Source organism: Paenibacillus sp. JT22N7 (genome assembly GCF_059383875.1).
The window spans coordinates 19,325-44,503 of record NZ_JBXENY010000016.1 but is presented as its reverse complement, the minus strand read 5'-3'; the positions used below and the strand labels follow the sequence as shown (position 1 = coordinate 44,503).

The 25,179-nt window shown below is 46.8% G+C and carries 23 protein-coding genes; 8 read left to right on the top strand and 15 right to left on the bottom strand.

Features of this window, described 5'->3' with window-relative positions; translation table 11 throughout:
* Nucleotides 1-6 precede the first annotated feature (6 nt).
* From AC50Y5_RS30515 to AC50Y5_RS30500, 4 genes are all read left to right on the top strand, one after another.
* Nucleotides 7-378, top strand: coding sequence for a hypothetical protein (locus AC50Y5_RS30515; RefSeq protein ID WP_494865302.1), 372 nt, complete (start codon nucleotides 7-9; stop codon nucleotides 376-378).
* A 295-nt stretch (nucleotides 379-673) separates the two neighbouring features.
* Nucleotides 674-913: a hypothetical protein gene (locus AC50Y5_RS30510; protein ID WP_056031589.1), complete on the top strand. Its 240-nt coding sequence runs from the start codon at nucleotides 674-676 to the stop codon at nucleotides 911-913.
* Between the two features lie 77 nt (nucleotides 914-990).
* The gene (locus tag AC50Y5_RS30505; RefSeq protein ID WP_494865299.1) at nucleotides 991-2,445 is read left to right on the top strand and encodes an MDR family MFS transporter; all 1,455 of its coding nucleotides are present in this window, start codon (nucleotides 991-993) and stop codon (nucleotides 2,443-2,445) included.
* 98 nt (nucleotides 2,446-2,543) lie between these two features.
* A complete protein-coding gene (locus AC50Y5_RS30500; RefSeq protein ID WP_494865293.1) occupies nucleotides 2,544-2,795 on the top strand; it encodes a hypothetical protein in 252 nt (83 codons plus the stop codon).
* Here the strand turns inward: AC50Y5_RS30500 and AC50Y5_RS30495 are convergent.
* The 15 genes from AC50Y5_RS30495 to AC50Y5_RS30425 all read right to left on the bottom strand — a co-directional run bounded on the left by AC50Y5_RS30495 (nucleotide 2,782) and on the right by AC50Y5_RS30425 (nucleotide 21,617).
* Complete coding sequence (locus tag AC50Y5_RS30495; protein WP_494865288.1) at nucleotides 2,782-3,552, bottom strand: class I SAM-dependent methyltransferase; 771 nt, start codon at nucleotides 3,550-3,552, stop codon at nucleotides 2,782-2,784. The two genes, AC50Y5_RS30500 and AC50Y5_RS30495, sit on opposite strands and share 14 nt — an antisense overlap.
* A 117-nt stretch (nucleotides 3,553-3,669) precedes the next feature.
* Complete coding sequence (locus AC50Y5_RS30490) at nucleotides 3,670-5,310, bottom strand: response regulator (RefSeq protein ID WP_494865286.1); 1,641 nt, start codon at nucleotides 5,308-5,310, stop codon at nucleotides 3,670-3,672.
* Nucleotides 5,307-7,088 carry a cache domain-containing sensor histidine kinase gene (locus tag AC50Y5_RS30485; RefSeq protein ID WP_494865284.1) on the bottom strand — a complete coding sequence of 594 codons (1,782 nt, stop codon included), beginning with the start codon at nucleotides 7,086-7,088 and terminating at the stop codon, nucleotides 5,307-5,309. Before AC50Y5_RS30485 ends, AC50Y5_RS30490 begins: the two co-directional genes overlap by 4 nt.
* 82 nt (nucleotides 7,089-7,170) lie before the next feature.
* On the bottom strand, nucleotides 7,171-8,061 hold the full coding sequence (locus tag AC50Y5_RS30480; protein WP_235533073.1) for a carbohydrate ABC transporter permease: 891 nt from the start codon (nucleotides 8,059-8,061) through the stop codon (nucleotides 7,171-7,173).
* Nucleotides 8,062-8,074: 13 nt separating this feature from the next.
* On the bottom strand, nucleotides 8,075-8,959 hold the full coding sequence (locus tag AC50Y5_RS30475; RefSeq protein WP_056031606.1) for a carbohydrate ABC transporter permease: 885 nt from the start codon (nucleotides 8,957-8,959) through the stop codon (nucleotides 8,075-8,077).
* A gap of 79 nt (nucleotides 8,960-9,038) precedes the next feature.
* Nucleotides 9,039-10,337, bottom strand: a complete 1,299-nt coding sequence (locus tag AC50Y5_RS30470; RefSeq protein ID WP_494865281.1) for an extracellular solute-binding protein — start codon at nucleotides 10,335-10,337, stop codon at nucleotides 9,039-9,041.
* A gap of 158 nt (nucleotides 10,338-10,495) precedes the next feature.
* Nucleotides 10,496-12,577: a beta-galactosidase gene (locus AC50Y5_RS30465; protein ID WP_494865279.1), complete on the bottom strand. Its 2,082-nt coding sequence runs from the start codon at nucleotides 12,575-12,577 to the stop codon at nucleotides 10,496-10,498.
* Nucleotides 12,577-14,121, bottom strand: a complete 1,545-nt coding sequence (locus AC50Y5_RS30460; RefSeq protein ID WP_494865277.1) for a gluconokinase — start codon at nucleotides 14,119-14,121, stop codon at nucleotides 12,577-12,579. Before AC50Y5_RS30460 ends, AC50Y5_RS30465 begins: the two co-directional genes overlap by 1 nt.
* 402 nt (nucleotides 14,122-14,523) lie before the next feature.
* Nucleotides 14,524-15,240 carry an ABC transporter permease gene (locus AC50Y5_RS30455; protein ID WP_494865275.1) on the bottom strand — a complete coding sequence of 239 codons (717 nt, stop codon included), beginning with the start codon at nucleotides 15,238-15,240 and terminating at the stop codon, nucleotides 14,524-14,526.
* Nucleotides 15,237-16,082: an ABC transporter ATP-binding protein gene (locus AC50Y5_RS30450; protein WP_494865273.1), complete on the bottom strand. Its 846-nt coding sequence runs from the start codon at nucleotides 16,080-16,082 to the stop codon at nucleotides 15,237-15,239. Before AC50Y5_RS30450 ends, AC50Y5_RS30455 begins: the two co-directional genes overlap by 4 nt.
* A gap of 142 nt (nucleotides 16,083-16,224) precedes the next feature.
* Nucleotides 16,225-17,265, bottom strand: a complete 1,041-nt coding sequence (locus AC50Y5_RS30445) for a LytTR family transcriptional regulator DNA-binding domain-containing protein (protein ID WP_494865271.1) — start codon at nucleotides 17,263-17,265, stop codon at nucleotides 16,225-16,227.
* Nucleotides 17,266-17,981: 716 nt separating this feature from the next.
* Nucleotides 17,982-18,251 (bottom strand): hypothetical protein, encoded by a 270-nt coding sequence (locus tag AC50Y5_RS30440; RefSeq protein ID WP_494865269.1) that lies wholly within the window; start codon nucleotides 18,249-18,251, stop codon nucleotides 17,982-17,984.
* Nucleotides 18,248-19,105, bottom strand: a complete 858-nt coding sequence (locus tag AC50Y5_RS30435) for a cache domain-containing protein (RefSeq protein WP_494865265.1) — start codon at nucleotides 19,103-19,105, stop codon at nucleotides 18,248-18,250. The genes AC50Y5_RS30440 and AC50Y5_RS30435 overlap by 4 nt, the downstream gene beginning before the upstream one ends.
* A 77-nt stretch (nucleotides 19,106-19,182) precedes the next feature.
* Nucleotides 19,183-20,751, bottom strand: a complete 1,569-nt coding sequence (locus AC50Y5_RS30430) for a sigma-70 family RNA polymerase sigma factor (protein WP_056031645.1) — start codon at nucleotides 20,749-20,751, stop codon at nucleotides 19,183-19,185.
* Between the two features lie 704 nt (nucleotides 20,752-21,455).
* Nucleotides 21,456-21,617 (bottom strand): hypothetical protein, encoded by a 162-nt coding sequence (locus AC50Y5_RS30425; protein WP_155972869.1) that lies wholly within the window; start codon nucleotides 21,615-21,617, stop codon nucleotides 21,456-21,458.
* Between the two features lie 136 nt (nucleotides 21,618-21,753).
* Here AC50Y5_RS30425 and AC50Y5_RS30420 point away from each other — a divergent pair, with 136 nt between their 5' ends.
* The 4 genes from AC50Y5_RS30420 to AC50Y5_RS30405 all read left to right on the top strand — a co-directional run bounded on the left by AC50Y5_RS30420 (nucleotide 21,754) and on the right by AC50Y5_RS30405 (nucleotide 25,146).
* On the top strand, nucleotides 21,754-22,245 hold the full coding sequence (locus AC50Y5_RS30420) for an ABC transporter substrate-binding protein (protein WP_494865261.1): 492 nt from the start codon (nucleotides 21,754-21,756) through the stop codon (nucleotides 22,243-22,245).
* A gap of 268 nt (nucleotides 22,246-22,513) precedes the next feature.
* On the top strand, nucleotides 22,514-23,449 hold the full coding sequence (locus tag AC50Y5_RS30415) for a LytTR family DNA-binding domain-containing protein (RefSeq protein WP_494865259.1): 936 nt from the start codon (nucleotides 22,514-22,516) through the stop codon (nucleotides 23,447-23,449).
* A 138-nt stretch (nucleotides 23,450-23,587) separates the two neighbouring features.
* Nucleotides 23,588-24,433 carry an ABC transporter ATP-binding protein gene (locus tag AC50Y5_RS30410; protein WP_494865257.1) on the top strand — a complete coding sequence of 282 codons (846 nt, stop codon included), beginning with the start codon at nucleotides 23,588-23,590 and terminating at the stop codon, nucleotides 24,431-24,433.
* The gene (locus AC50Y5_RS30405) at nucleotides 24,430-25,146 is read left to right on the top strand and encodes an ABC transporter permease (protein ID WP_494865255.1); all 717 of its coding nucleotides are present in this window, start codon (nucleotides 24,430-24,432) and stop codon (nucleotides 25,144-25,146) included. The genes AC50Y5_RS30410 and AC50Y5_RS30405 overlap by 4 nt, the downstream gene beginning before the upstream one ends.
* The last annotated feature ends 33 nt before the right edge of the window (nucleotides 25,147-25,179 follow it).

Sequence of the window (25,179 nt, the reverse complement as noted above, 5' to 3'; positions counted from 1 at the left end):
TTCTTATTGATAAAGCCTTTACATCAGCTCCAAAAATATAGTTTTGCCAAGAGCAACAAACCTTTATTAAGAAATCCATCTGTAGCATTCGCTAAGAATTTAACGGCTTCCGTAGGAGCCGTTGACAATACTAAGACTTCCGGGGAGGTTGCGTTATTACTTGTAGTTACAGACAGCAAGGTCAATCGTACAGTTGATAACTATTATGGAATAAACTTCAAACATTTTATGAAGTTATTTTCAAAGTTGGACGAGCTTTCCGCAGGCGAAAAGATCCCAATATACTGTTCAGGTATTACCGATAATGTTCCGCCTAAAGAAGTTGTCTCTATTACAGATGAAGATGGTTACCAAGTAATATCCAATAGCTGGGGCTAATCCAGGCTGACAATTCGGTGCCGAGGCACTTCGAAAAGTCGGCCTTTTTATTGATTTACTTTGTTGAGTTAATCGGCACGTTATCATAATCGCCAAACCTCATCCCGTCAAGAGATAATTTGCAAATGAGCGACATAACGTGGAATCCCCCTTTATTCTTTTGAAATAGGAATGAATTTCCGAGTATGAAGAGCGATATCGCTTTTTTCATTTCATCCTTTTTCACGTAAAATTTTCTTCAGGTCATTAGGGAGATAAGGGATCTACACACAAAGAACAGGAAAGGAAGAGTTACATGAACAGGGTAGAAAAAATCAGATTTACACTCCTTTACAATGAAGCGCCTGAAGCAGATTGTTACGGGTACATGGAGTTGAATCGGGATGGCACTATGATTGCGCTCTACAATAAGTATGGCGAGGAAATCGACATGAATGGTGGACATGAATTTGTCAGGGTAGGGACACTGGGCAAATTCGATGATGAAGACCGCGATAATTTCTATTCCTTGTTAGAAAGTGATGGTGTAGGATAATCTGCACGCCAGACTGGCGAATCGGTGTCCATGCATTACGAAAGGACATAACACAATGAATATTCGGGAGGTAGAAGATGAACAAACGCGTTCAAGAGGCAAGTGGAATAAAGAGAGGACCGATGTTAACCGCGCTGCTCATCGGTGCATTTGTTGCGTTTCTTAACGAAAATTTGCTTGCCAACGCGCTTCCTGGATTGATGCGGGAATTCAACGTTGCTGCCGCGACCATACAGTGGTTATCGACGGGCTATATGCTCGTTATCGGCGTACTGGTGCCAGTGACCGCATTATTGCAGCAATGGTTCACCACACGTCAGATGTTTATGTCTGCGATGGCATTATTTTTAGCCGGCACCTGCTTGTGTGCAGTATCCCCGGGATTCGGATTGTTGCTGATGGGCAGGGTTGTTCAGGCTTGCGGGACAGGATTATTGGTTCCACTCATGATGAATACGATTCTCGCCCTCTATCCTCCAGAACGCCGGGGTTCCGCCATGGGTCTCATGGGGCTGGTCATTATGGTCGCCCCTGTCATCGGGCCGGCTTTGTCGGGGTTGATCATCGATACCTTTCACTGGCGATGGCTGTTCTACATGGTCATTCCTGTCGCCCTGTTTTCAATTATTTATGCAAGCTTTTACTTGAAAAATGTAACAGAACTGACCAAGCCAAGGGTCGATCTTTTATCCATTGTGATGTCAACCGTCGGTTTCGGTTGCGTCACCTACGGCTTCAGCCAAACCAGTGTCTGGGCCGAGCCTGAGGGTTACGGGTTGCTTGCCATAGGAAGCCTCTTCTTGCTCTTGCTTGTATGGCGGCAGCTCAGGATTAAAGAGCCGTTGCTCGATCTTTCCGTATTCCGGCATCCCACTTTTTCTCTAGTTGCAATATTGGTTGTAATCCTGATGATGGTTCTATTTGCCACAACGACATTGCTGCCAATCTATTTGCAGGATGTGATGCAGTTGACAGCCTTCGCAACAGGTTTACTTCTGATGCCAGGTTGCATCTTGAACGGCATGATGATGCCAGTGTCAGGGAAATTATTCGATAAATTCGGACCGCGATTTGTCATTTTGCCCGGACTGTTCTTGATCGCCATAGCGTTGTGGCTGTTTGCCAGCATCGACAGTGATACAACGCGAGGTTCCGTTCTGTTCAATCATGTCCTCTTATTCTTAGGCATATCGTTTGTCGTCATGCCGGCTCAGACGGCAGGATTGAATCAACTTCCGCGGCACCTGGTCCCCCATGGCACAACCATATACAACACGCTCCAACAGATTGCAGGGGGAATTGGCATCGCATTGTTCGTCGGCATCATGTCGTCTGGAGCCAATCGTTATCTCCACCATTCGCTCGATCCTACTGCAATGCTGGAGAAGACACAGAGCATGGTCGCCGGTGTGCAAACGGTTTTTTGGATCGAATTTATTCTCGTCGTCCTTGTTTTGGTAATAAGCTGGTTTATAAAAAAGCTGCCTGAACATCATGAAAGTGATTCATTACAAGCACAGATCGAATCATAAGTTCACAGCCTAAAAACAACGAATAGGGGTGAACCCGGATACCCGGGTTCACCCTATACAGCTTACAACCTAGCAATTATTCATTTAATGAATTTCAAATGAAGCAGCAGCGCTTTGATGACGACTTCCGATTTGGCGCGAGTCGCATTTTGCAAATGGTTGAATTTATCCTTCGTATCACCTTTGAATTTGGACAATTGGCAAATTCAATAGCACTGGAAATCATTACTGCCATAGTTACGGCATCGTTTTCTCATGATACTTTAATTGCATCACCAGACGTTGCGTCAAGCTCAAGCTTTATCGGCGAGACTGATGCATCGGGGAAAAATCACTCTACTCCGGTTTAATCGCCATCACTCTTAATCGTTTATAATCCGCGTACCATGAACCATCATGAAACAATTCGTTGCGGGCTTTAGCAGCTATTTTCGAACAAACGGCAGTCCGCTCCGCTTCAGAAAGTGCCTTGAAGAAATTGTCGGCGAAGCCCCTCAGCCAATGATCCAAGCCTTGCTCATTGTCGTTGATCTTTGTTGGCCGATCAAAGTGAAGCGCATAGGTGACGCGGAAGCCCTGCTGTTCCAACAATGCGCTGTATTCGGCGATGCTTGGGAAATACCAGGGATTCAGCTTGCCAGCATCCATGCCGAATTCCTCATGCAGCACCTCGCCAATGGCCTGAACGATCGTTTCCACATTTCCTTTCCCGCCAAACTCTGCAACAAACCTGCCACCAGGGCTTAAACTATTCCATACACCTGTCAGTACCGCCCCCGGGTTCTTCATCCAATGCAGCGCTGCGTTGGAAAAGACGGCATCGAACGTAGAATTTACGGTGAAATGTTCGCCATCACCAACAAAAAATTGGATTTTGGGATATTTGTGCTGCGCCTGCTCGATCATTGCCTCTGATAAATCCATCCCTGTAACATGTGCGCCAGCTTGACTAATTTCATGTGCCAAATCTCCGGTTCCGCAGCCCAAATCAAAGATTTTTTCATCCTTCATCGGATTCAAAAGCCGAACAACATCCTTGCCCAATTCAGATACAAATCCAAGATTGCGGTCATAATGATCAGATTGCCAAACTTGATTGGAACTCATGAAATCATCTCCCAACTTTTAGGTTAGGGATAGTATGGCATAGAGCCATTTATAAGTTAAATATATTAAATCTATATACATTATAGTTACAAACTATATACACCTATACATAAAACTCTAACCCCTTATCGTTTTGCTAGGCACAATACCGAACTTCTTCTTGAAGCATTTGCTGAAATAGTAGGGGTCGGTATATCCAACCTGCATGGACACATCAACAACCTTCAATGACATCAATCCGTCGGAGGATACACCCTTCAGCAGCTCAATGGCTTTATCCAGACGAATATTGGTCAAATATTCGGTAAAGGATTGACCCTTCTCTTTTTTGAAAATATGACTCAAATAGCTCGGATTGACCGCCAGGCTGCGTGCAGCCTCCTGCAAATTAACATTCTCGTTGGAATAGTTGGCAATTACGTAGTCTACCGCCTTGGTCACAATATCTGAATTTTTACTGCGAGGAAGCTGTTTCTCTATTTCCACAAACACCATTTCTCGGAAAAATGTCTCCAGCCATTGCTGCAAGGCAGCTACCGTCTCCAAAATATGCATTTGGCGGAAGAGTGGATGCCTTTCCGTTAGCCAGTCCGGAGGGAGAGAACCTCCCCGTTCAAGAATAGCTGCGCTGCCTAGCGATACACACTCCATCAGCACAAACTGGGCTATCTCCTTGCTCGCCCTGCTTTCCATTAGATGATCGCAAGCACGCCGAATGAGCTCAGTAACGGTATCCTGCTGTTTCTGACGGAGCGCGGTCAACCACTCAGAGCGAGCGATCGGCAGCGAAAAAACAGCGTCCTCTGCCCCCGCATGCTCCTGAGCATAAGCAATGACCTGATTGCCGCCTTGTGTGAACTTATATTTGAGCAGGTACAGCGCTTCCGAATAGGACAAGTAAACTTGGCTAATGCTCTCGTAGCTTTGTCCCAGCCCAAATGTGACGAATAGATGCATTTTCTGATCGATAAAAATACGTGACTGCTCGCATAAGTCGAAAAGCGCAGCATCACTATGTTCAGACAGGCTTGCCAATACGGCAATCTGATTTTTTTCTATATTAATAAATGTGCAATCAACGCCCGCAGATCCCAACGTTTCCTGCACAATATTTTGTACGGCAAACCGCCAAAGCTGCCGCTCCTGTTCCTTGGCAAATCGGGTATTGAGCTCGTCGAGCTCCACGATAATGACCGCATAAGAAGAGAACGCCAGATTAAGTCCATAATAACGAGCTTGCTCGCTTAGCGTTTCTGAACTAACCGTCGGCTCATGCAGCAGGAATTGCCTAATAAAGTGGTCCTTCAATATGGGCTTGGTCTGATCAAGCTGCTGCTTTAATTCGCCCATCGATCGTGAAAACTCATTTTCCTCACACAGCTCATCATGTACAGCGGCCAGCGCCTTGGTGAGCTCGTCCTCGTCAATAGGTTTAAGCAGATAATAGGAAGCGCCAAAACTGATAGCCGCACGGGCGTACTCAAAAACATCATAGCTTGTAATAAAGATGATCTTGGTATTTATATACTCGGATCGCAGCGATTCGACAAAGTCCAGACCAGACATGCCGGGCATATTAATGTCAGCGATAATGAGATCATAGTTCTCCTGCCGCGCCAGCTTGAGTGCTTGGGTCCCGTTCTCGGCCTCATGCTTAATGCGGAAGCCCAGTGCTTCCCAATCGATTAATTGTATAAGCAGCTGACGGAAATAATACTCATCATCTACAATTAGAACTTGATATAATTGCTTCTTCATAACGGAGACGCCCCCCTTTCCTCAAGCTCCCCCCTGCTGGCCGCAAGAGGAACTCGCAATTCTGCTTGAACACCCTCTCCGAGGGTCGAGGTAATGGAGAGCCCATAATTCTCTCCATAAAGCAGGAGAATCCGCTCTTGTACGCTGCCGATGCCAAAGCTGTCCAAGTCATGATGTTCCCCATCCTTTTCCTTGCCTAGCCAAATCCGGTTCAGCTGCTCTGCGCTCATGCCGCTCCCGTTATCTCTAACGGTGAAAATAAGCAGCTGCCTGCCGTGTTCCTCCGTTTTCCTCCCCGTAATCGAGCATAAAGCTCCTTCATGCTTATCCCTCAGACCGTGCTGAATCGCATTCTCAACTAGCGGCTGCAGAAGCATATTGGCAATCCAGCAGCTCTCAATCGCTTCATCCATTTCAATGCGATAATCAATGTAGCTGTAACGAACCTTTTGAATATAAAGATAACTTTCTAGATGCTTGCGCTCCTGAGAGACAGGAATTAGCTCTTGCCCATTATTAAGCGAGGTGCGATAGAAATCTCCCATCGCCTTCACTACCCGACTGACATCTCGCGCATTTACCATGAGTGCCATGGATCTGACCATTTCGAGTGTATTGTACATAAAGTGGGGCTTGATCTGTGAATATAACAGACGCAGTCCAAGCAGCCTTTTTTGGCGCCCCTCTTGATTGATCGTCTGCAGCAGATCTTGAATTTGCCCAATCATTTCATTAAATTTGTGTGCCACCCTGCCAATCTCATCATTATTCGATACGACAGCCCGCGCATCCAGATTGCCTTCGCTTACCGCTTTTATCGTTCGGCTCAGTTGGATAATGGGTCTGGTAATCCAACGGGAAAATACAGCCGAAAGAGCGAACGCAATCAGCAGCCCCGCGACGCCAAAACCAACAATGAACAGGGTGATTTTCCATTGATCCTTCATAAGGGTTTGAGTAGGAACAGCGTATACAATCTTCCAGTCATTCTGCTCCATCTCCATCGATGAGATGATCAATCGCCCTTCGTTCGCGTATACCTCATCGTATACTGATTTGTGAAGCAGCTCTGGATCATTAGCGGAAATAATCGTTCCGGCAGCATTGGTTATCATCATTTTACTGTCGAGATGCTCCTCGTCCCGACCATACAATTGGGACAGCTTTCGCTCGTCGATATTGATGAAAATAAACCCGGTGGTCATGCCGTCGTCTATATCAATGATGCGTCTGCCTACCGCCATTACATTTACTTTTTCAGCGTTAACGAGGAAGGGGCTTTCAAAGGTTTCAATCCAGACAGGCGAACCCGCAGCCGCTATCATCTGCTCCTTCGGATACAGGTCGGCTGCATTAGCCCCTACATTGGTCAAGTTCTCTGAATAGTAGAGCTTATCACTCTTAATGGATTGAATTATAACGGAATTAATATAGGGATTGGACTCCACAAGCGAATTGAGACTGGCGTACAGCAGCTGGATATTTTCAATCTCATGCCACTGGGCCATTCTGTTGCTTTTCAGAACCGACTGATAGGTCTTGTTCACAATGGCGAGCTTGGAATAGTTCTCAATATCGTTAAATAAGGTGCTAATCGTATTCGATATAAGCGAAACCTTGTATTGAGAGCTGCTTGCCGCTCTTTCTACCGCCTGCTGCTTGGTCATATGATACAGCGTAATAGTCAACAGCAGGACACTAGGAAAAATAACCAATAGATTGATGATCAGCATCTTGCTGCGAATTCCCATATTGTGTAGTTTTCTGATCCCATTCATGAATATCCCTCCGTCAGTCGACTCCTTAGATGCTAGAGAATGTCCCCATTATACCAGCCAGCATCAGAGAGAGGAGAAAAACTTATTTCAGGATAGACCCGGCGGTGAAGCTCTTTTCTAATTGTTCACTGAAAAATAAATAGATAATGACTAGCGGAATCGTTGAAATAAACATTGCCGCACATAACGGCCCCCACTCTACGCTGTATTCGCCGCTGAAGTTCATGAGTCCTAGAGGCAGAGTACGAAGTGAGGATTTCTGAATAAACGTTACGGCCATCAGCAGTTCATTCCATACGTTGAGAAAAACAAAGATTCCTACGGATGCTAAAGCCGGTCTCAGCAATGGCAGAACGACATGGAAGAAGGCGCGGATAACGCCATATCCATCGATGAACGCCGCCTCCTCAAGCTCCTTGGGAAGTCCACGCAGAAAACTCGACAATATGAAAATCGCAATGGGTATATTAACCGTTATATACGGCAATATTATCGCAAGCTGAGATTTCAACAAACCAAGGTCTCTAAGCAGCGTAAATAACGGTACTAGTGTCGCATGGACTGGAACCATAACCCCTGACAAAATGATGATGGACAATAGTCCGCTCCACCTGAATCTCATTCGAGTCAAGGCATAGGCCATCATGGAGCCGAGCATAAGTACAACGATTACAGTGATAGTTGTGACAATTACGCTGTTAAAGAAATAATCGCCAATCTCTCCTTGGACCCAGGCGTCCACATAATTTTGAAATTGCCAGGTCTCGGGTAGACTGAAGGCGGAATTGCTCTGAATTTCTTTATTGTTCTTGAATGAGATAAGCACCAGCCATACCAGAGGAATGAGCTGCAGCAGGCCGATGACAGACATAAAAGCGTATAGCCCTATTTTTTTCAAACTTTTTGGACGAATCATTTTTGACGGCTGCTCAGGAAGGTGTAAGGGATGATTGCTTGCTAATTGTTTTTGCATTGGTGCCACTCCTCTACGAATACACTGTATTTCTCGACATCAACTTGTTAATCACCCAGGAGATCAGCAGACATTGTACGACCAGATAAACAGCCAGCGTACTGCCATAACCAAAGTTCATTTTCAGGAAGGCCTCCTGAAACATCCGTACAGCAACAACAGTCGAACTGTTGTCCGGCCCGCCTCCGGTCATGACATAGACTTGCTCGAATACCTTCAATGAGCCGACAACCGCCAATACGACATCCACCTTCAGCACATCGGACAGAAGGGGGAGCGTAATGTGTCGAACGGACTTCCAGCCTGTTGCTCCATCCAACCGGGCAGCCTCATAAATATGATCAGGTATGCTCTGAATACCCGCGAACATAATAAGCATGTGATAACCGATAAATTGCCAAACAAGAACGAAAACCACTGACAGCAAGGAGGTCTTCGTATCTCCCAGCCATAGCTGGGTCATTGATTCTAGCCCAATGGAGCGCAAGAAAGCATTAAGCAGCCCGATGGCAGGATCGTATATTTTGCTCCAGAGCAAGCTAACCATTGTAGTGGACATAATGACCGGGAAAAAGTACACATTACGAAACCATTTGCTGCCCTTGATTTTACGAGATACGAGCATGGCCAGAATAAAAGCAGCAGGCAACTGAAAGATCAGAGAGAACAGCACGAAGACAAAGCCGTTTTGCACAGCTGGATAGAAATTGGGGTCACTGGTAAACATTTTGACATAGTTGTCGAACCCGATAAATTTCATCGGTTGTATGCCATCCCATTCATGCAAACTAAAGAAGACCGTTCGGCAGATAGGATATAAAAAGAAAACAGAAAATAAGGTCAAGCCGGGCAGCAGAAACAATGCCAATACCCAGCGGTTTGATAAAGCCTTCTCCATGCGGGATTCCTCCTAACGCTAGCTGCGATTTACGATAAAAAGAAGAGGCACCTATTCATTACAGTGCCCCGTCCCTTCATTATTGTTGTTTCATGATTTTGTCCATCATCTGCACAAATTCACTTGATGGCAGGGAGCCAGTAAAGAGCTTCTGATTCAGATCCCGGTTCTCCTCATTGACGGCTGCCGGTACCGTATTGCCCCAGAACGTTTGGATAAAAGAATATTCGCTGTAATCTTTCAAATATTGCGCGTAAGCCTCATTAACCTCGCCCTCCGGCTTCACTGCGGTTTCCGCATAGGTTGCTTGTCCCAGCTTGGCAAGCGATTCATTCACCTTAAGCGAATAACGGACGGCAAATTCCTTGGACAGCTCAAGCTGCTTGGAATTAGCATTAACGTACAGACCATATGGAGCGGTGCTTTTCTCACCCATATTGGACGAGAATGGATCAGCTTCTGCGCCCGTTTTAGGGAATTTCACGTAGCCGAGGTCATCGCCAAGAGCCGGGATCGCCTTCGTAAAGATCCAAGAACCATTAACAATCATCAAAGCTTTGCCGCCATAGAACAACTCACGCGCCTCCAGGTCACTGTTGCCGAGAAACCCGGATTGGAATGCATTGGCATTGACCAACTCGATAATTTTGTCCGCCGCGTCTACAAACGGCTTGTCTGAAAAGCTCATTTCACCATTCTGAGCCTTCGTATAGGCATCCTTATCCTCACGCAGCACGAGCAGATTGTAGATGATTTCACCCGGCCAGCGATCTTTGCCTCCCAGCGTGATCGGGGTAATCCCCTTGTCATTCGCTATTTTGATGACATTCATCAGCTCATCCCACGTAGTCGGGGCCTTTAAGCCTAGTTCATTCATCAGCTTCTTGTTGTAAGCCAGCAGATAGGATTGATCAGGGCGATAAGGCAGGGAATAGATGTTTCCATCCGCTTCCTTAATCAACATGCCATCGTTAAAGCTTCCTTCCAGTCCTGTACTCTGCAATGTATCGTTGAGCGGAGCAGCCATCTTTGAATTAAGGATGCTTTCTCTCTCTGATTTGCCTGCATATTGAGCAAAAACATCCGGCAGCTCGTTAGCTGATATAGTAACCTTTATTTTCGTTTTGTATGTTTCCGGATTTATGAATTCATAATTCAGCTTAATCTTCATTTCTTCAGCGATTTCTTCAGCTACGGGCTTTAGATAGTCATCCGTATTAAACATCCACAGCGTTAACGAGCCGCCGTCCTTCGCCGAATTGCCATTCGCACCTGGCGCTACTGAATTGTCATTTGTACTACCGCATCCGGACAATACAAGCGAAGCCCCTATGCCAATGGATAGCAAGGATGTGATAAAGCGCTTTCTACGATTCATTTTAAATCCCCCTCTTTATGTCTTCTTGTTGTCGCTTACAGATTTTATTATAGAGATAAATGGTCGTTTGCTTAATGGAATTCCTTTAGGCACACCCGTAAATATATTAGCCATTTGGCAATCACGGTAAAATTCCCAAAGTTATTTCTTGTATCTTACTATTCGTTTATTTCTCCACCTGATACTAATAGAAGTACATCGAACGGCCGCATGGTCACAGCGCCCTGCATCACCTTGCCCGACAGCAGATCGCGCATCGTCTGACGGATTACGACAGTTTGGCTGGTATGCGCATAGTTGAGTAGAAACCAAGTATCTTGCTCACTGTCAATCCGCTGTCTGCGGTGCAGCTCAACCTGCTCCGGCAGCTCCATTAACTCTGCCGCGGGAGAGGACAGCCCTGATAAAGTCAGCAGCTTCGTCGCCGCAATCTCAGTAAATGCCGCGCCAAAATAATAAACGGTTCCCTTGCCCTGCGTATTTCGGGAAACTGCGACACTTCCCTCATAATAGCTTCCACCACTATAATGGCCTACGCTTTGCGCCGAATCTGATGTGATGCGGAGTATATCATTAAATTCCGGCGCTTGTACGGATAGCCGGGTGCCTTTCTCTTCCATGAAGATAATATCTGGTGTTGCTTGATACGGGCCTATACGGGTGAAATCCTCGACTTCAATACCGCACAGATCGACAAGCGGGCCCGGCAATGGCTCCATGCGGCAGTGGCCGTTCTCATCTTTATAGCCGCTGCGGCAGCCGAATATAACCGTACCGCCTTGTTTTGCATAATCTTCCAGAAGCTTGGCGTGGTCTGTGGTGATGAGCGTCGCATGCGGATACACCAGCAGCTTGTAAGAGCACAGATCCTCCAGCGTCGTTTCCTCATCAAGGTAGAGCGCATCGGTTGGAATATGAGCGCGAACGCAGGCTTTGTACCATTCGAGCAAGCTGTACCTCTCCAGCGGCCCATGCCAGCTGTCCAACTCGCCATCCCATTCATTGTCGTAGTTTTTGATTATGGCGACTTCTGCCAGATAACGCTGTCCTACGATTTGGCTGCCAACCAGCTGCAATTCCTTGCCAACGCGAGCGGCTTCCCGCACTTTACGGTTGTCGTGATTAGAATAGTCGTTGATGCCATGCCAGTACATCTCGGTGCCGATGGACGCCGTACGCCAGCGGAAATACAATACCATATCTGCTCCGTGAGCTATGGACTGATACGTCCAAAGCCGCATCTGCCCTGGCAGAGGGGCTGGCGTTTCCAGCCGGGTAAACCAGCCGCATGCGCCCGATTGCTGTTCCATTACGCAGAAGTGAGGCGAAATGCTGCGCACTACACTGAGGTTCCAGCTCCACTTTTGATCCAGCAGCGGACGATCCCCGGAATCGGGCATAATGGTGCTAATATTGGGATATGAATCATAGGACATAAAATCAAGCGATGTCCGTGTCAGCTTATGGTTGTCCAGATGTCCAAATATACCGTTATGCGTGACCCACTGGCAGCTTGGCACGATGGCCCTAATGATATCCGCCTGCATACGGCAATAGGAGATGGCGCTATCTGAGAAAAAACGCTTTTCATCTAGTGATTGATGCGGGTTAGGGGCATTAGACACCGTTGGACGAGTCAGGTGCACCTGCTCCCAATCGCTGTAGGTCTGATTCCAGAACACCGCTCCCCAAGCATGATTCAATTGTTCCAAAGTGCCGTACTTTTCCTGCAGCCAGCTTCGGAATGCAATATGATCAGCTTGCGAATAGAATACGTTCATTTCACAATTCAGCTCATTATCAATCTGCCAGCCGATTACAGCAGGGTGATCCTTGTAATGCTCAGCCATTTGCCGAGCAATACGAGCTGCCAGCTTTCTATAAACAGGAGAGTTATATGTGAAATGCCTTCGTTGGCCATGCTGGTATACCATGCCATTTTGAGCAGCGTTAAGTGTTTCAGGATACTTGGTAGTCAGCCAAGCAGGAGGCGTTGCGGTAGGCGTGCCCAAAATGACCTTAAGCCCGTGCTTATACGCAGCCGCAAGAGCCCGGTCGAACAGGTCAAAGTGAAACTCTCCTTCCGACGGCTCAAAGATCGACCACGCGAATTCGGCAACGCGAATAATCGTAAAGCCGCATTCCCGCATACGTCTGTAGTCGTCCTCCCACAACTCCTCCGCCCAATGCTCCGGATAGTAACATACTCCCAATTGAAACTGCTTAGTAAGCTTAGTCATTAATTTCTGTTCCTCTCTTGAAAACGTGAGATATGGTTAAATTCTGGTTCAAGTCGCTCGTACAGCCGCGTGTAGATTGCGAACAATTCACTATAGATAGCGTGGCGATCAAGGCATGGTTCATGGCGACCCGCAATATGAATCCAGTCTCTAGCCTCATCCATGGATGAGATGTGTCCTAGTGCTTGCATAGCCACAATAGCCGCCCCCAATGCGGAAGCCTCGTGACTTTCTGGAAAAAGCAGTTCTCGCCCCAGCATGTCCGACAGCATTTGTCTCCAAATCGGTGATTTGGCGAAGCCTCCAGAAGCGCGGATTTCCCGAGCTGGCCCCGCAATCTCCTGCAGCGCCTCCCCAACGGATAAAATGCTGTAGATTACACCCTCTAATCCGGCTCGAATCAGATGCTCCCGCTTATGCTGCAGGTTAAGGCCGAAGAAAACACCGCGCGCCGAAGCATTCCAGTAAGGAGCTCGCTCGCCCGAGAGAAAGGGTAAGAGAAGCAGACCGTCAGCACCTGGAGAGACACGATCAGCGCTCTGAATCATCAGCTCATGTATATCTGCGCCAAGACGGGCTGCCTCCTCCCATTCCGCTGATGCCAGCTTCTCCCGCAGCCAGTTGAGAACAATACCGCCGTTGCTGGTTGCACCGCCGATTACCCAGCGCTGCTCGTTCAATGCATAGCAGAAGGTGCGTCCGAGCGAATCTGTTATCGCCGTGTCGGACATCATGCGAATGGCGCCGCTCGTTCCGATCGTTACGGCTAGCTCCCCGGCTCCAATAGCTCCTACACCAAGATTGGCCAAAACACCATCGCTGGCTCCGATAACAAAAGGAGTATCCATGCTTATGCCCATACGCTCGGCCCAGATGGGGTTCAAGCCGTTCAATATTTCTGTCGTTGGCACAAGAACGGGCAACTGCTCCTCTCGAATACCCAGAAGCTCCAGCACATCTTCGTCCCAACCAAACATTTGCAAATTGAACAAGCCGGTAGCTGATGCAAGAGAGCAGTCCATGACGAAGCGATCAAATAATCGAAACAAAATGTACTCCTTAATGCCGATAAACTTTCCTGCTTGTTCGTAGCAGCTCGGGTCCTCCTCTTTCAGCCAAAGAATCTTGGATAGGGGAGACATGGGATGCATAGGGGTTCCGGTTCGCAGGTAAATCTGTTCCCCTTCCAGCTCTTCCTTCAATCGCTTGACTTGCCCGGTGCTGCGATTATCTGCCCATATCATGCTTCGAGTTATCGGTTTATTAGAGCGATCCAGAACAATCAATGAATGCATAGCTGAGCTAATGCCAATGCCAATCAGCTCATTCGCTGCTGCTCCCGATCGGCGCATTACTTCTCTAATCGCTGTGATAGTCGCTTGAAACAAGCTTTCAGGATCTTGCTCTACCCATAAAGAACGGGGATAAATGAGCGGGTAATCCACTGAATGAATACCGCGTATGCGTCCTTGGGGACCGAAGGCGACAGCCTTCGTACTTGTTGTACCCATATCGAGCCCTATTATAATTTCGTTATCGAGCAAATTAAGCCCACCTTTGCATGTACAGAATACTGCGGCTTTCATCGAACAGCTCATAAGGTTTCTTATTACAAACTTGCCTATTAGCCTAACTGGTATTAACGGTCAGACTAGATTATAGCGAAGAGCGCCCTTTTGATGAATGGAATTATTTTGGGTGCCATTCGCAAATATTTTTGCAAGCCGTCTATTTGAAACAGCACTAAAAGAGCTTGTTCGTCCCGTGAAGAACGATCAAGCTCTCTTAGTGCTAACTCAAAATCCTACTGCTTTAGGCCTCGCTTACTCCAAAAGCCCCCAAATTCCATCAGGCAGCCACAGCTTCCTCACAATCAGGCATACGATGAGCACGGCAGCGCCTAAAATAATATTTTTGGTTACTTTATTCATGGCCGTTCCTCCTTTTTATTTATCGAACCGTTTTTTTCCGTACACCAGCAAGCACAGCGCCCCTGACAGAACCGTCCACATCATCAGGCTAAGAAGATTTCCGCCTATTTCCGAAAGTCCCCCATTTTGATGAAGCTCTAATATGGCCACGACAAATTGCTGCGAGGGAAGCACATTAATGATATTCATTAGGGCAGGCATATCCAAAGTCGGAACAAATATCGGTCCAAAAATAAACAGCAGCAGCAGTGGAAGGCCTACAATCGAAGATTCCGATGCCGTTCGTGCGATGAGGCCTATAATCGTACCCAAGGCCATAAAAATAAGCAGCAGCAATACCGCCAATACTGTCAAAAAGAACAGATTCACATCGGGCACACCGGAAATCGCCAAGCAGGCCGCGATGACAATTAGAGCAAACAGCGTCGTTGTCGCGCTTTTCCCCGCAAGCACCTCCAGCTTTGTAGCAGGCGACAGCATGAGGGAGCGCAAGGTGTTCTTCTCCTTCTCTTCGGCAATCATATTCGCCTGAACAAAGGCTCCTGTTATGGAGATGGCAACTAGTATAGGAATGGAAAGAAACGTCAGGTCGCTCGGATCATTTTCTTTTTGTTTAAATAAAAGGGCTAGCAGTACGGGCATTCCCGCATTTAATAAAATTTGCGGATTGCGAATCGCATCCTTCCATTCTTTTTTGACCATGGCCCTGAAGCGGCGTATGGAAAACGTCATTCCAGTCCCCTCCCCGTCAATTTCACAAAAATATCCCCCAGCGTAGGCTCATTGGAATGAATGGCTAACAGTTCTTCTCTTCTTATTAAGTCCCGTATGAAGCCCGCTCCGACCTCATCCTGCTGAACAATCTGCTTCCCGAGCGGCGTAGTCACGGTAATGGAACGGTCACCATAGCGAAGGCGCAGAGCCTGCGGCGTGTCGAGAGCCGAGATTTCACCATTATTCAGAAAGGCTACGCGATCGCAAAGCGTTTCCGCTTCCTGCATATTGTGCGTTGTCAAAAAAATCGTCGTTCCCCGGCGGTTCATTTCACGCAGCGTTTTCTGAATACGCTCGCTATTCACAGGGTCCAAGGCGGATGTGGGCTCATCAAGAAAAAGAATGTCCGGCTCATGCAAAATCGTTCTTGCCAGCGTCACCCGCTGCTTCATCCCTTTCGAGAGCCGTCCGACCAGCGTATGCTTGTCGCCGATTAAATTAACCGCATCAAGAACCGTTTCAATTCTTCGTTCCGGCACACCATACAAGCAGCAAAACAAAGCCAGATTGTCATACACGCTAAGACGCTCATAAGTGCCGCTATTATCCGTAAGCACACCTATTCTGCCCAGAAACTCGGAGGGTCGGCTTCGTGCAGGATCGCTCCCCAGCACCTTCACTCGCCCGGAACTATAGAGCAGCTGCGAGGTAAGAATTTTCACCGTTGTCGTTTTGCCCGAGCCGCTGGGACCGAGGAAGCCGAATATTTCCCCCTGCCGGACCTGAAAGCTAATCTTGTTCAGCGCTTGTTTCTTTTTGTACCGTTTTTCGAGGTCATGGACCTCAATAATCGATTCCATGGTGATTACACCTTCCCTTAACATGAGTAGCCGAAAGCTCCATCCCAGCTTAGCGGTGAACAGAGCTGTAAACAGCAAATTTCCCATGAAAAGATCCATTTGCGCGCTGAAAGCAGCCATTCTGGCGGTGAACGGAGCAGAATTACAGCCCTACAATCGTCTTCAGCTCTTCAAACTTCCCCTTGGATAATGGAATTCTGGATTTTTTATCGTCATTTAGGACGAGACTGTAGCTGTTGCGGCTCCATACGATCAATTCGGCAATTTGGTCCAAATTGACAATATAGGAACGGTGGCAGCGATAAAACCGGAACGCCTTGAGCTTCGCCTCCAATTCCGCAAGCGTCCATGAGCAAGCAAAGCTGCCGGCCTGCGTATACAGATGCGTAACGCCCTCAATGCTTTCAATAAAGTGGACTTCGCCGGGATCTAGGAACACGTATTTGTCTTCGGTTTTTACCATAAACTTTGCTAGCCTTGGGGTATGCTGTTGCTCGCGCCTTGCAGCCTCAGGCTCGTCGCCGCCGGGAACAGGCTCAGACTCATTGAATTCCGAGGCGTCCTGAATCGTAATCGGGGCAAGCGAGCTTCCCGTCAGTCCGTAAATACGATTAGATATCGAGAGCGCTTGCTCCAATGTCGAGCACGTAACTAAAATCGCCTTATTTTGACGAAGCAGCTCTGCTATCATCCTTCTTACAATCATACAGCTCTCCAGATCGAGATTTTGCTCAGGGTCCTCCCAAATCAAAAGCTCCGGATTATGCACAATGCTTCTTGCAAAACCGAGCAGCCGCTTCTCGGAATAGCTTAGTTTAGAAATCCGTTCGCTGGCCTTTCCCGCCAATCCGATCTTGCTTAACAGCTCTTCTATCCCCGTTCGTATTCCATGCAGCTCCACCCAAAATAACAAATACTCCCTAACCTTCAAGCGCTCATAAAGTCCTTCGTCCAAACAGCTGAATCCGACCTGTCCAGCTGCTTCGTTGCTGCCCAAAGAAAGCAGCTTCCCGCGATAGGAGATTTTGCAGCCAGAGGATACGCCCTCTCCTCTAACCGACCGAATGAACGTACGACCAATATCGTGATGGCATTGTATAACTACGCATTGCCCCGCCTCCAGCTCAATGACATCTGAGCCAACTCCATTGCTTAAGGCTGTATTCGCAGCTAATTTATTCATATATATAGCGCCTCCTGCCGAGTTGATTTTTCAGGTTACCCATTTGCTTCCTTATCTGCCATTGTACCACCGACGCACGCATCGGAGCAGCAAGCAAAAGTTCAGCAATAGCTACGGCTAGGGGGAAGCTTCGACAGCGAGCAGCGTTAGCGCTGAGCGGACGAGCAGATGAAATAAAACAGGGCCGGCAGCCACTCGTTAGAGTTGGACTTCCGGCCCTGCTTGTGTTTATGCAAAGGGAGAGGGAGCAATAGGAGCCACTTAGTCCCTTTTTGATTCATGCTTTATTTCCGTAATTTATACCAATGGATGTGGAACATACCGTTCTTCTAAACTTGTGATTTCTTCAGGGTTCCATTTAACCAATAAGGCCGAAACCGCATCCTCGAAATGACTGATTTTAGTCGACCCGATAATCGGGGCTGCATCTTCTTTTTGCAACAGCCATGCAAGACCCACCTGTGCGCGTGAATTCCTCGATTAGCGGCTACCTCCGCAACTCTTTCCACGACTTTGCGATCAGCCTCTTCCGTTTTAGCAAATAACGCATTAGCTATCTGGTCATTCTCTGAGCGCGGGGTCTGCTCATTCCAATCGCGGGTCATTCGGCCTGCAGCCAGAGGCAAGTATGGAGTGACGCCAACGCCCTCGTACCTTACGATCGTGATCTAGGGCCTCTCTCTCACTGCCAAACGAAATCGCTGTCAGAATCACACTCAAATTTTAAAGCGAACAACCAATGTTTGCAGATTTTGGGCCAAATGAGCCAGCTCTTCCGCCGACGAAGCGATTTCTTCAATGGAAGCGACCTGCTCCTCTGTTGAAGCTGAAATACTTTCTGTTCCTGCAGCGTTCCGCTCGGACACCTCACTAAAGAACTGAATGGCCTGAACAACCTCGACGGTGCTGGCGGACATTTGTTCCGAAGCGGCAGCAATCCCTTCTACCTGGGAAGTCAGGTCATCAATAGCCGCGTTGATGCTCAAGAAAGCTTCATCTGCTGTGTTACAGCGCTCTGAATTTTAGCAGTACCCGTACGTACTAGCCCGGTCGCTTGCTGGGCAGCCGCGCTCACTTCGCTATCGTCGATAACCCCCACCAGTACCCAGCTTGTTTTTTCATTTGTCGTAATAAATGCATGCTGCTTGCTTCCATCCGTAGACGCATAGGCGAGACTTCCTTGCTCTTGCTCGAAAATATCAGGATACGGCGAAGCTGTCGCTTCACTGCCTGCTTTTTCATTGGGATGCACAATAAATTTATTAGATTTATCCAGCACATATACATTGCCCTTCGTCCCGATCTTGGTGGAATTCACTAAATCGCTCAACGCCTTGAGCGAGAGGCTGACCGAAACAACACCATGCCCGTCCTTGGTAGTCTGGGCGACCGACACAACCACATTGCCCGTATTGCTGGAAATGTACGGCGAGATAATCGTAGGCATCCCTTTATTTTCTGAAGCGCTTATGTACCAGGGCCGCTTGCGCGGATCATAATCTGCCGGATTTACCGCACTTTTCGGAACGTTGGCGTATACGCCTTGATCGGTGCCCACCGAAGCCAGTTCCACGTCGTCGTGTTTTTGTTTGTAGGCGTCCAGTACCGCCCGTACGAATGGGTCCTCATTTCCCTGAACAGGACCGATATTGCCGGCTGGCAGCTGATCAGCCAAAAAATCCACATTTTTTTCGGTAGCTCCAATCATCTGATTAATCGTTTCATTAAGCACCGCCAGCTTCCCCGATGCACTTGCAAACATTTCCTCCTGCACCTTGGCGCGGGCAGTATTAACATCAAGCGCCCGCCCCTGTATTTTGAGGGCAGCTTTCCGCGCCAAACAAGCGGGGGATGCTGAAAATTTCTCCCGGCTTGCGGTACGGTTCAGTCCGCTGTTTGCAACGGCAAGTTATTGCTTTATTGCATATAAATTAATTGCTTTCTTTGAGAGTCCCAGCGCCATACTAAATCACCATTTAGTCGCAAACCGCCATACCACTCATTTATTCCCTTCACCTTTATCCAGTCCTTCAATCCCGCGACTACCTCCACCCCAATCTCAGTTAATGCAATTTTGCCATTTTCAAAGGAGGGGGTAGTTTTCTTCCGATAATCAGGAAACGTATGGGATGATCCTAGTATTTTTATCAGTGCATGCGGTTGTTCTGACATACTCCTTAACCGATACCATAATTCCAAATCACCCATGCCTAGTACACTTAAGCGGTTCCCGATCTCTTGCAATAACTTGCATGGGGTATCCACACCTTGCCGAATAAGCTCCAAAATGGTTTGCTCTACGATTCCCAGCCCATTTATTGGGGAAGGCAGGCGTGATAAGTGCAGTTCAAGCGCCGCGTGAGCAAAGGGCAGCACCGATGTGTCTTTATTCAAAATTTCAACATGTGATTCAATATTTGGCGATGTGTACGCCTCCCAGATTATGCTGCCCGTCTCAAGCTCCTTCTCTCCCACCCTTTGCCAAGTACCTGACAATGTTTCCAACTGCTTTGATGTAAGTTGCCCCAATCCCCTAAACAAATTAATACCTGGGTAGTCGCCGATGCACAGCAAATTCAGCTTGGTATGACCTAGGGCCTGATTTGAAAACCAGTGCAATAAATAGCTCAGCATGAGTTGGTCAAACAAATCATGCTCGAACCATAGTACGATCTCATCGTATTTGTGAAAGTTCCGCAGAATCTGTTCTTGCGACTTACAATTTGTCACATAGTCATCTGCTGGAATGCCTAGAGTTCTCTCTAAATATTCCACTCTGGGCGACCTCTGATGGAGCTCCCCCGTTTCTACGAATACCGGACCTACCGGGTATACTTCTCTCCAAACCAAGATATCTCCGCGAACGTTTCCCTTCCTTAACTTATCGCTGACGATATCTCCATTTACTATATGGAGCATGGATACTCCTCCTTCGTAAAGATCATTGAACATGGATACAAAGTCGGTAACAAGCAGCGACGTTCTTAGCTTATTACGGGCGTCGAACAACCGTTTTTTTAATGCAGAGGGAGATACTTTAAGGTAACCTGATATTTCTTTTATCGAATATCCATGAAAATAAAATAATTGGACTACCAGTTTTAAATTGCCCGACAAACCCTCGATGGAATGGTGAATCCTCTCCTGCCATTCCTTTCTTTCAATAATGGACTCCACATTCAATTCCTCTGCATCCATTATAATTGTTTCATCCATTGGCATTGTGGAATGTATTTTTCGGCGGAGAATACGCTGGCATTGCCGTTCGACTATAGTCTTGAACCATCCCGGGAATGCATCCGCCTCTTGCAACTTAGTGAGATTGGCGAAAGCCTCCGTGAACGCTTCTTGTACCGCATCCTCCGCATGCCCCCAGTCACCTAGCTTTCCATATGCCACAGAAAATGCCATGCCACTAAAATGCTGCACGATCCGCTCCCAGGCGATTTGGTCGCCAAGCCGGGCTCCCTCGATCCACTCCCGCACCTCTTGCACCTCCGCTGTGTTCAGTTTCTATATACAAAGTGCCAGTATCGTTGCAAAAGGTTACTTGGTTCTATTGATAAGATAGTAGTAACATGCCGCTGCTTGTGGCACGGTTCTCTTCTATATAATTTTAACCTTCATATTCTTTGCATGAAATTTCAGTTACTCGGTAATACCCCTTACAAAACACAGTTCTATTAGGCTTGATTAAAATTAATACTGAGTTTATTACATCCGAGGAAGATATAATAAAATTTATCCAACAAATAAACAAATTTCATATAATGCTCTCGAAACCAAGTACTGTGTATGAATGGCGGCCATTCTGCTTCATCCATATACTTATACGGCAAATGTCGAAACCAATGAATCATATCTTTTCCCCTTTCTCGGGCTATTGTATTGAGATAACCTTCCACGCCGTGTTCAACCAAGTTATCTGATAACATTCTGATCTCACATTAACTCGTGAAAGCAATTTTTGTCTACATCCTTGGCAAGGAGTCTTTCACTATGAAAAGCACGAAGCACAAGGTCGGCATGGCTCGAACGAATATTGAAATTCCCCCTCATTTTTCAACCTAGTTTTGGTGCGACCCGAATGCATATTTGACAAAGGATAGAATGCTAGAAGCCCGGGAAGCATGATTAAGCAGCTATGCAGACAAATTGCTCGGAGCCGCCAAAAAATCAGTTGTCAACGTTTAACCCCCATGCGTCAACGACGGCAGCAGCGCAACAGCCTCCGAGCCAGCGGCGACCGTTGCTCCCACGGAAACAGCAGATGCAGCAGCAGGCGATGGCGAGACCGTTACGTTCAAAGCTGCCAACGGGGATATCGAAGTCTCGCGCAATCCGTAACGCATCGTGGACGGAACTGCGTTTTATACAGGCTACTTCCTCGCTCTCGGTGTCACGCCGGTCGGCGTTCAGTAAGAAGTTCTAGCCAGCCCTTATTTGAAAGATAAGCTTGCTGGCGCGCAAAGCCTGGGCGACACGCCGATGCCCGAGAACGTGCTTGCTCTGCATCCCGACCTGATCGTCGTGTTCGGCGGTACGGAAGGCATCGACGAGCTGCAAAAAATCGCTCCGGTCGTTGCCATCGACTACGGCGCCAAGACGTATAAGGATCAGCTGATCGAATTCGGCCAGTTGACGAACAAGGAAGCCGAAGCCCAAGCTTGGATCGAGCAGTGGGAAGCCCAAATTAACGAGTTGAAGCCTAAGGTACAGGAAGCCGTCGGCGACAAAACGGTATCCATACTTAACCCATACGAGAAAGGCCTGTACGTCTTTGGCCATAACTATGGGCGCGGCGGCGAGATCATTTACCGCGAATTCGGCCTGAAAGCGCCGGAGGAAGGTCAGAAGGAAGTCATCGACAGCGGCACGGGCTGGGCATCCATTTCGCTGGAGACGCTCCCGCAATTCCGGCGATATCATCTTCACTTCACCCTGGTCCGGCGATACAGCCGATCCGAAGCTCGTGTATGAGAACGCGGTGTGGCTGGGCCTTCCTGCCGATCTCCTCATAATCAATGTACTCCTTGCACCGTACTATGCTTTTTTTCAAGTTTTCTCCTCATCCCCCATTCCGCAGCCACCGGATTCCCCTTATCTGAACTCCCATCGCTTCAGCGAAAAATCTCCTTTCATCGTATTTTTCCGACCTATGCTAGGTATGAATAGAAACTGACAAAAAAGGATCCCCACCTTATAATTGTTCAATATATCCTATAGCGGAACTGACCAGGAGGACGGCATGCAATTTGAACCAGTGTATGATGATGGGGAACTATTTCTACCAAAGATTGAATTAAATGTGACATCGAACCAATCGATTGGCATTATAACGGACTTGAAGCGAAAGCAGCTTTTAATGAATCAATTAGTGAATCATTCCCACTATTATTTATTTCGAGCTCAGCAAAACGAGTATATGCGTTTAACGGTGGAAGAGCTAATCACTTTTCTAATCAAAATAACCGAGAAGAATGAGCGTGTCGCTTCGTTAATGGATTATTTTGCTTTAAAAGAAGAACGGAAGGTAAAAATCAAGGATCTAAGCTCATCGAAAAGGATGTATGTGACATTGCTGCGTGTCTATTTTGCGCATCAGCCTACACTTGTACTGGAAGAGCCCTATTTTTACTTGGAAGAACAAGATCGTCGTCAGTTTAAACGGATTTTGGATGACCTTTCGAAGGAAAAGCAAATTTTAATTTTAACTTCGAATTTAGAGGATGCCCTCATTTCCTGTGATGTCATTTATCGATTGAACGAGCTCGGTTTTCATCCATTGGATATTCGGGACTCAGACGAGGATAAGCAGGAAGGGCAGGAACAAGATCGGGCCAATATAACGTTGCAGAAGATTTATACGAAAAGAAAGGACAAAGTGATTTTATTTAATCCGCCTGAAATCGATTTTATAGAAAGTGTAGATGGTTCGATTCTTGTTCATGTGGATGGAGAAAACTATGACTGTGCTTTGACGCTAACCGAGCTTGAGCAGAGATTATTAAATTTCGGATTTTTTAGGTGTCATCGATCCTATATCGTTAATCTGCAAAAAGTAAGAGAGATTATTACATGGACGAAGAATAGCTACAGCTTGCGATTAAATACAGGTAAAGATGCCGTAGTTCCATTATCCCGTTCAAAATTGCAGGAATTAAAAGCACTTCTTAACCTTTAATTCCGAGGGACATGTGGAACCAATCAAGCATTTGCTGGTACCATTCAGGCGATAAAAGCTACATTTCGGCGGGTTTTGATGGCTGGAAGCGTGCAATCTTTATATATTTAAGCCATCAACTCTAAGGAAGTGGTATTAATGGATGTTATCCAAGTCGAACATATTCGAAAGAGCTTTGGAAATAAGGATGCATTAGCAGATGTGTCTTTTTCAATTGCGTCAGGAGAAATTTTTGGGTTTCTAGGTCCGAGTGGTTCAGGAAAAACGACATTAATAAAAATTTTAACTGCGCAATTAAATTCGACAAGTGGACAGGCAAGTGTATTTAACAAGCCAGCAGAGATGATGAATCAGTCTGCACAGAAGATGCGCTTTGGCATTTTGACGGATAATAGCGGTCTATATGAGAGATTATCAATTGAGGAAAATCTGGAGCTGTATCGTAAGTTATATGATCTTCCTAGATCTTCGATCGATAAGGTGCTGCAATTTGTAAACTTAAGCGGAGAGCGCAAAAAGAAAGTCAATCTCTTATCGAAAGGGATGCGTCAGCGTGTCCTGTTGGCAATCGCGATTATCCATGAGCCGGAATTATTATTTTTGGATGAACCTACTTCGGCTTTAGATCCGGTAAACTCCGCGCATATTTATAAAGGGTTGCGCCGCTTAAATGAGAATGGGACAACGATTTTTTTAACGACGCATAATATGGCCGAGGCAGAATTGCTATGCAACCGTGTAGCGATTTTGTATAAAGGACAAATCCAAACCATCGGCTCGCCCAAGGAGCTTAAAAAACAGCATCGTGAAAACGTCGTTTGTGTGGAGTTAATCAATAGGCAAGCCTATGAGCTCCCGATTAATAATGGAACGGCTGATCAAATATCCGACTGGATGAAACGAGGGTTAGTTGATCGATTAGAAACGAAAGAGCCTAGTCTAGGGGACATTTTTATTAAAATGACAGGAAGTGAGCTGCTATGAGTATCTCATTGAAACGTGCGCAAGCGATATTTGTGAAGGATTACAAAGAGTTTTCACGCAATTATGCCCTCTCCATTATGTTGATTTTCCCAATTATCCTCGCACTTCTTCTTCGAGCTGCTGGCGCCGCCTCGTCTTTGCCTGGATCTTTCGCTACAGTTCTTAATCTTTCGTTTGTGTTCCTAACATGTTTCGTACAAGCATGCTTGATTGCGGAAGAAAAGGAGCGTAACACTTTACGATCATTAATGATGACTCCGGCCACGACCATGGATGTTTTAATCGGTAAAAGCACTTTAGTCTTGGTCATGTCTGTTGTTGTTCTGGTTATTGCTACGTACCTATTTGGCTATGAACCAGCTAGTATATGGGCGTTTGTGGCAGCAATCCTTCTTTCGATTATTTTATACACAGCAGTCGGGACGATATGTGGTCTATTCTCCAAGACGTTGCTTGATGCGTCATTATCTATAATTCCTGTGACGATCGTATTCTCTGGAGCACCATGGGGAGCATTTATTGTGGATGAGTATCCAGTCTTCAAAGTGCTGGATTACATGCCCAGTAGCCAGCTTGTTCATTTGCTAGGTTTACCCCCTACAGACTTTACGACGGGAGAGTTATTAAAACCCCTCCTTATTATTTTGGCATGGACGGTTGTATTAACGATTGTATCGGTTGTTTTGTATCAACGACGGTTAAAGGATGAGTAGGGAAAAATGACAAAAGAACGGCCACACGGTCTT

Coding starts and splice junctions, on each gene's coding strand:
- AC50Y5_RS30405 (WP_494865255.1), top strand. CDS start 24,430: ATGAGTATCTCATTGAAACGTGCGCAAGCGATATTTGTGAAGGATTAC.
- AC50Y5_RS30495 (WP_494865288.1), bottom strand. CDS start 3,552: ATGAGTTCCAATCAAGTTTGGCAATCTGATCATTATGACCGCAATCTT.
- AC50Y5_RS30450 (WP_494865273.1), bottom strand. CDS start 16,082: ATGGAATCGATTATTGAGGTCCATGACCTCGAAAAACGGTACAAAAAG.
- AC50Y5_RS30500 (WP_494865293.1), top strand. CDS start 2,544: ATGAAGCAGCAGCGCTTTGATGACGACTTCCGATTTGGCGCGAGTCGC.
- AC50Y5_RS30420 (WP_494865261.1), top strand. CDS start 21,754: ATGCCCGAGAACGTGCTTGCTCTGCATCCCGACCTGATCGTCGTGTTC.
- AC50Y5_RS30505 (WP_494865299.1), top strand. CDS start 991: ATGAACAAACGCGTTCAAGAGGCAAGTGGAATAAAGAGAGGACCGATG.
- AC50Y5_RS30410 (WP_494865257.1), top strand. CDS start 23,588: ATGGATGTTATCCAAGTCGAACATATTCGAAAGAGCTTTGGAAATAAG.
- AC50Y5_RS30415 (WP_494865259.1), top strand. CDS start 22,514: ATGCAATTTGAACCAGTGTATGATGATGGGGAACTATTTCTACCAAAG.
- AC50Y5_RS30425 (WP_155972869.1), bottom strand. CDS start 21,617: ATGCGTTACGGATTGCGCGAGACTTCGATATCCCCGTTGGCAGCTTTG.
- AC50Y5_RS30480 (WP_235533073.1), bottom strand. CDS start 8,061: ATGCAAAAACAATTAGCAAGCAATCATCCCTTACACCTTCCTGAGCAG.
- AC50Y5_RS30510 (WP_056031589.1), top strand. CDS start 674: ATGAACAGGGTAGAAAAAATCAGATTTACACTCCTTTACAATGAAGCG.
- AC50Y5_RS30475 (WP_056031606.1), bottom strand. CDS start 8,959: ATGGAGAAGGCTTTATCAAACCGCTGGGTATTGGCATTGTTTCTGCTG.
- AC50Y5_RS30465 (WP_494865279.1), bottom strand. CDS start 12,577: ATGACTAAGCTTACTAAGCAGTTTCAATTGGGAGTATGTTACTATCCG.
- AC50Y5_RS30470 (WP_494865281.1), bottom strand. CDS start 10,337: ATGAATCGTAGAAAGCGCTTTATCACATCCTTGCTATCCATTGGCATA.
- AC50Y5_RS30445 (WP_494865271.1), bottom strand. CDS start 17,265: ATGAATAAATTAGCTGCGAATACAGCCTTAAGCAATGGAGTTGGCTCA.
- AC50Y5_RS30490 (WP_494865286.1), bottom strand. CDS start 5,310: ATGAAGAAGCAATTATATCAAGTTCTAATTGTAGATGATGAGTATTAT.
- AC50Y5_RS30455 (WP_494865275.1), bottom strand. CDS start 15,240: ATGACGTTTTCCATACGCCGCTTCAGGGCCATGGTCAAAAAAGAATGG.
- AC50Y5_RS30485 (WP_494865284.1), bottom strand. CDS start 7,088: ATGAATGGGATCAGAAAACTACACAATATGGGAATTCGCAGCAAGATG.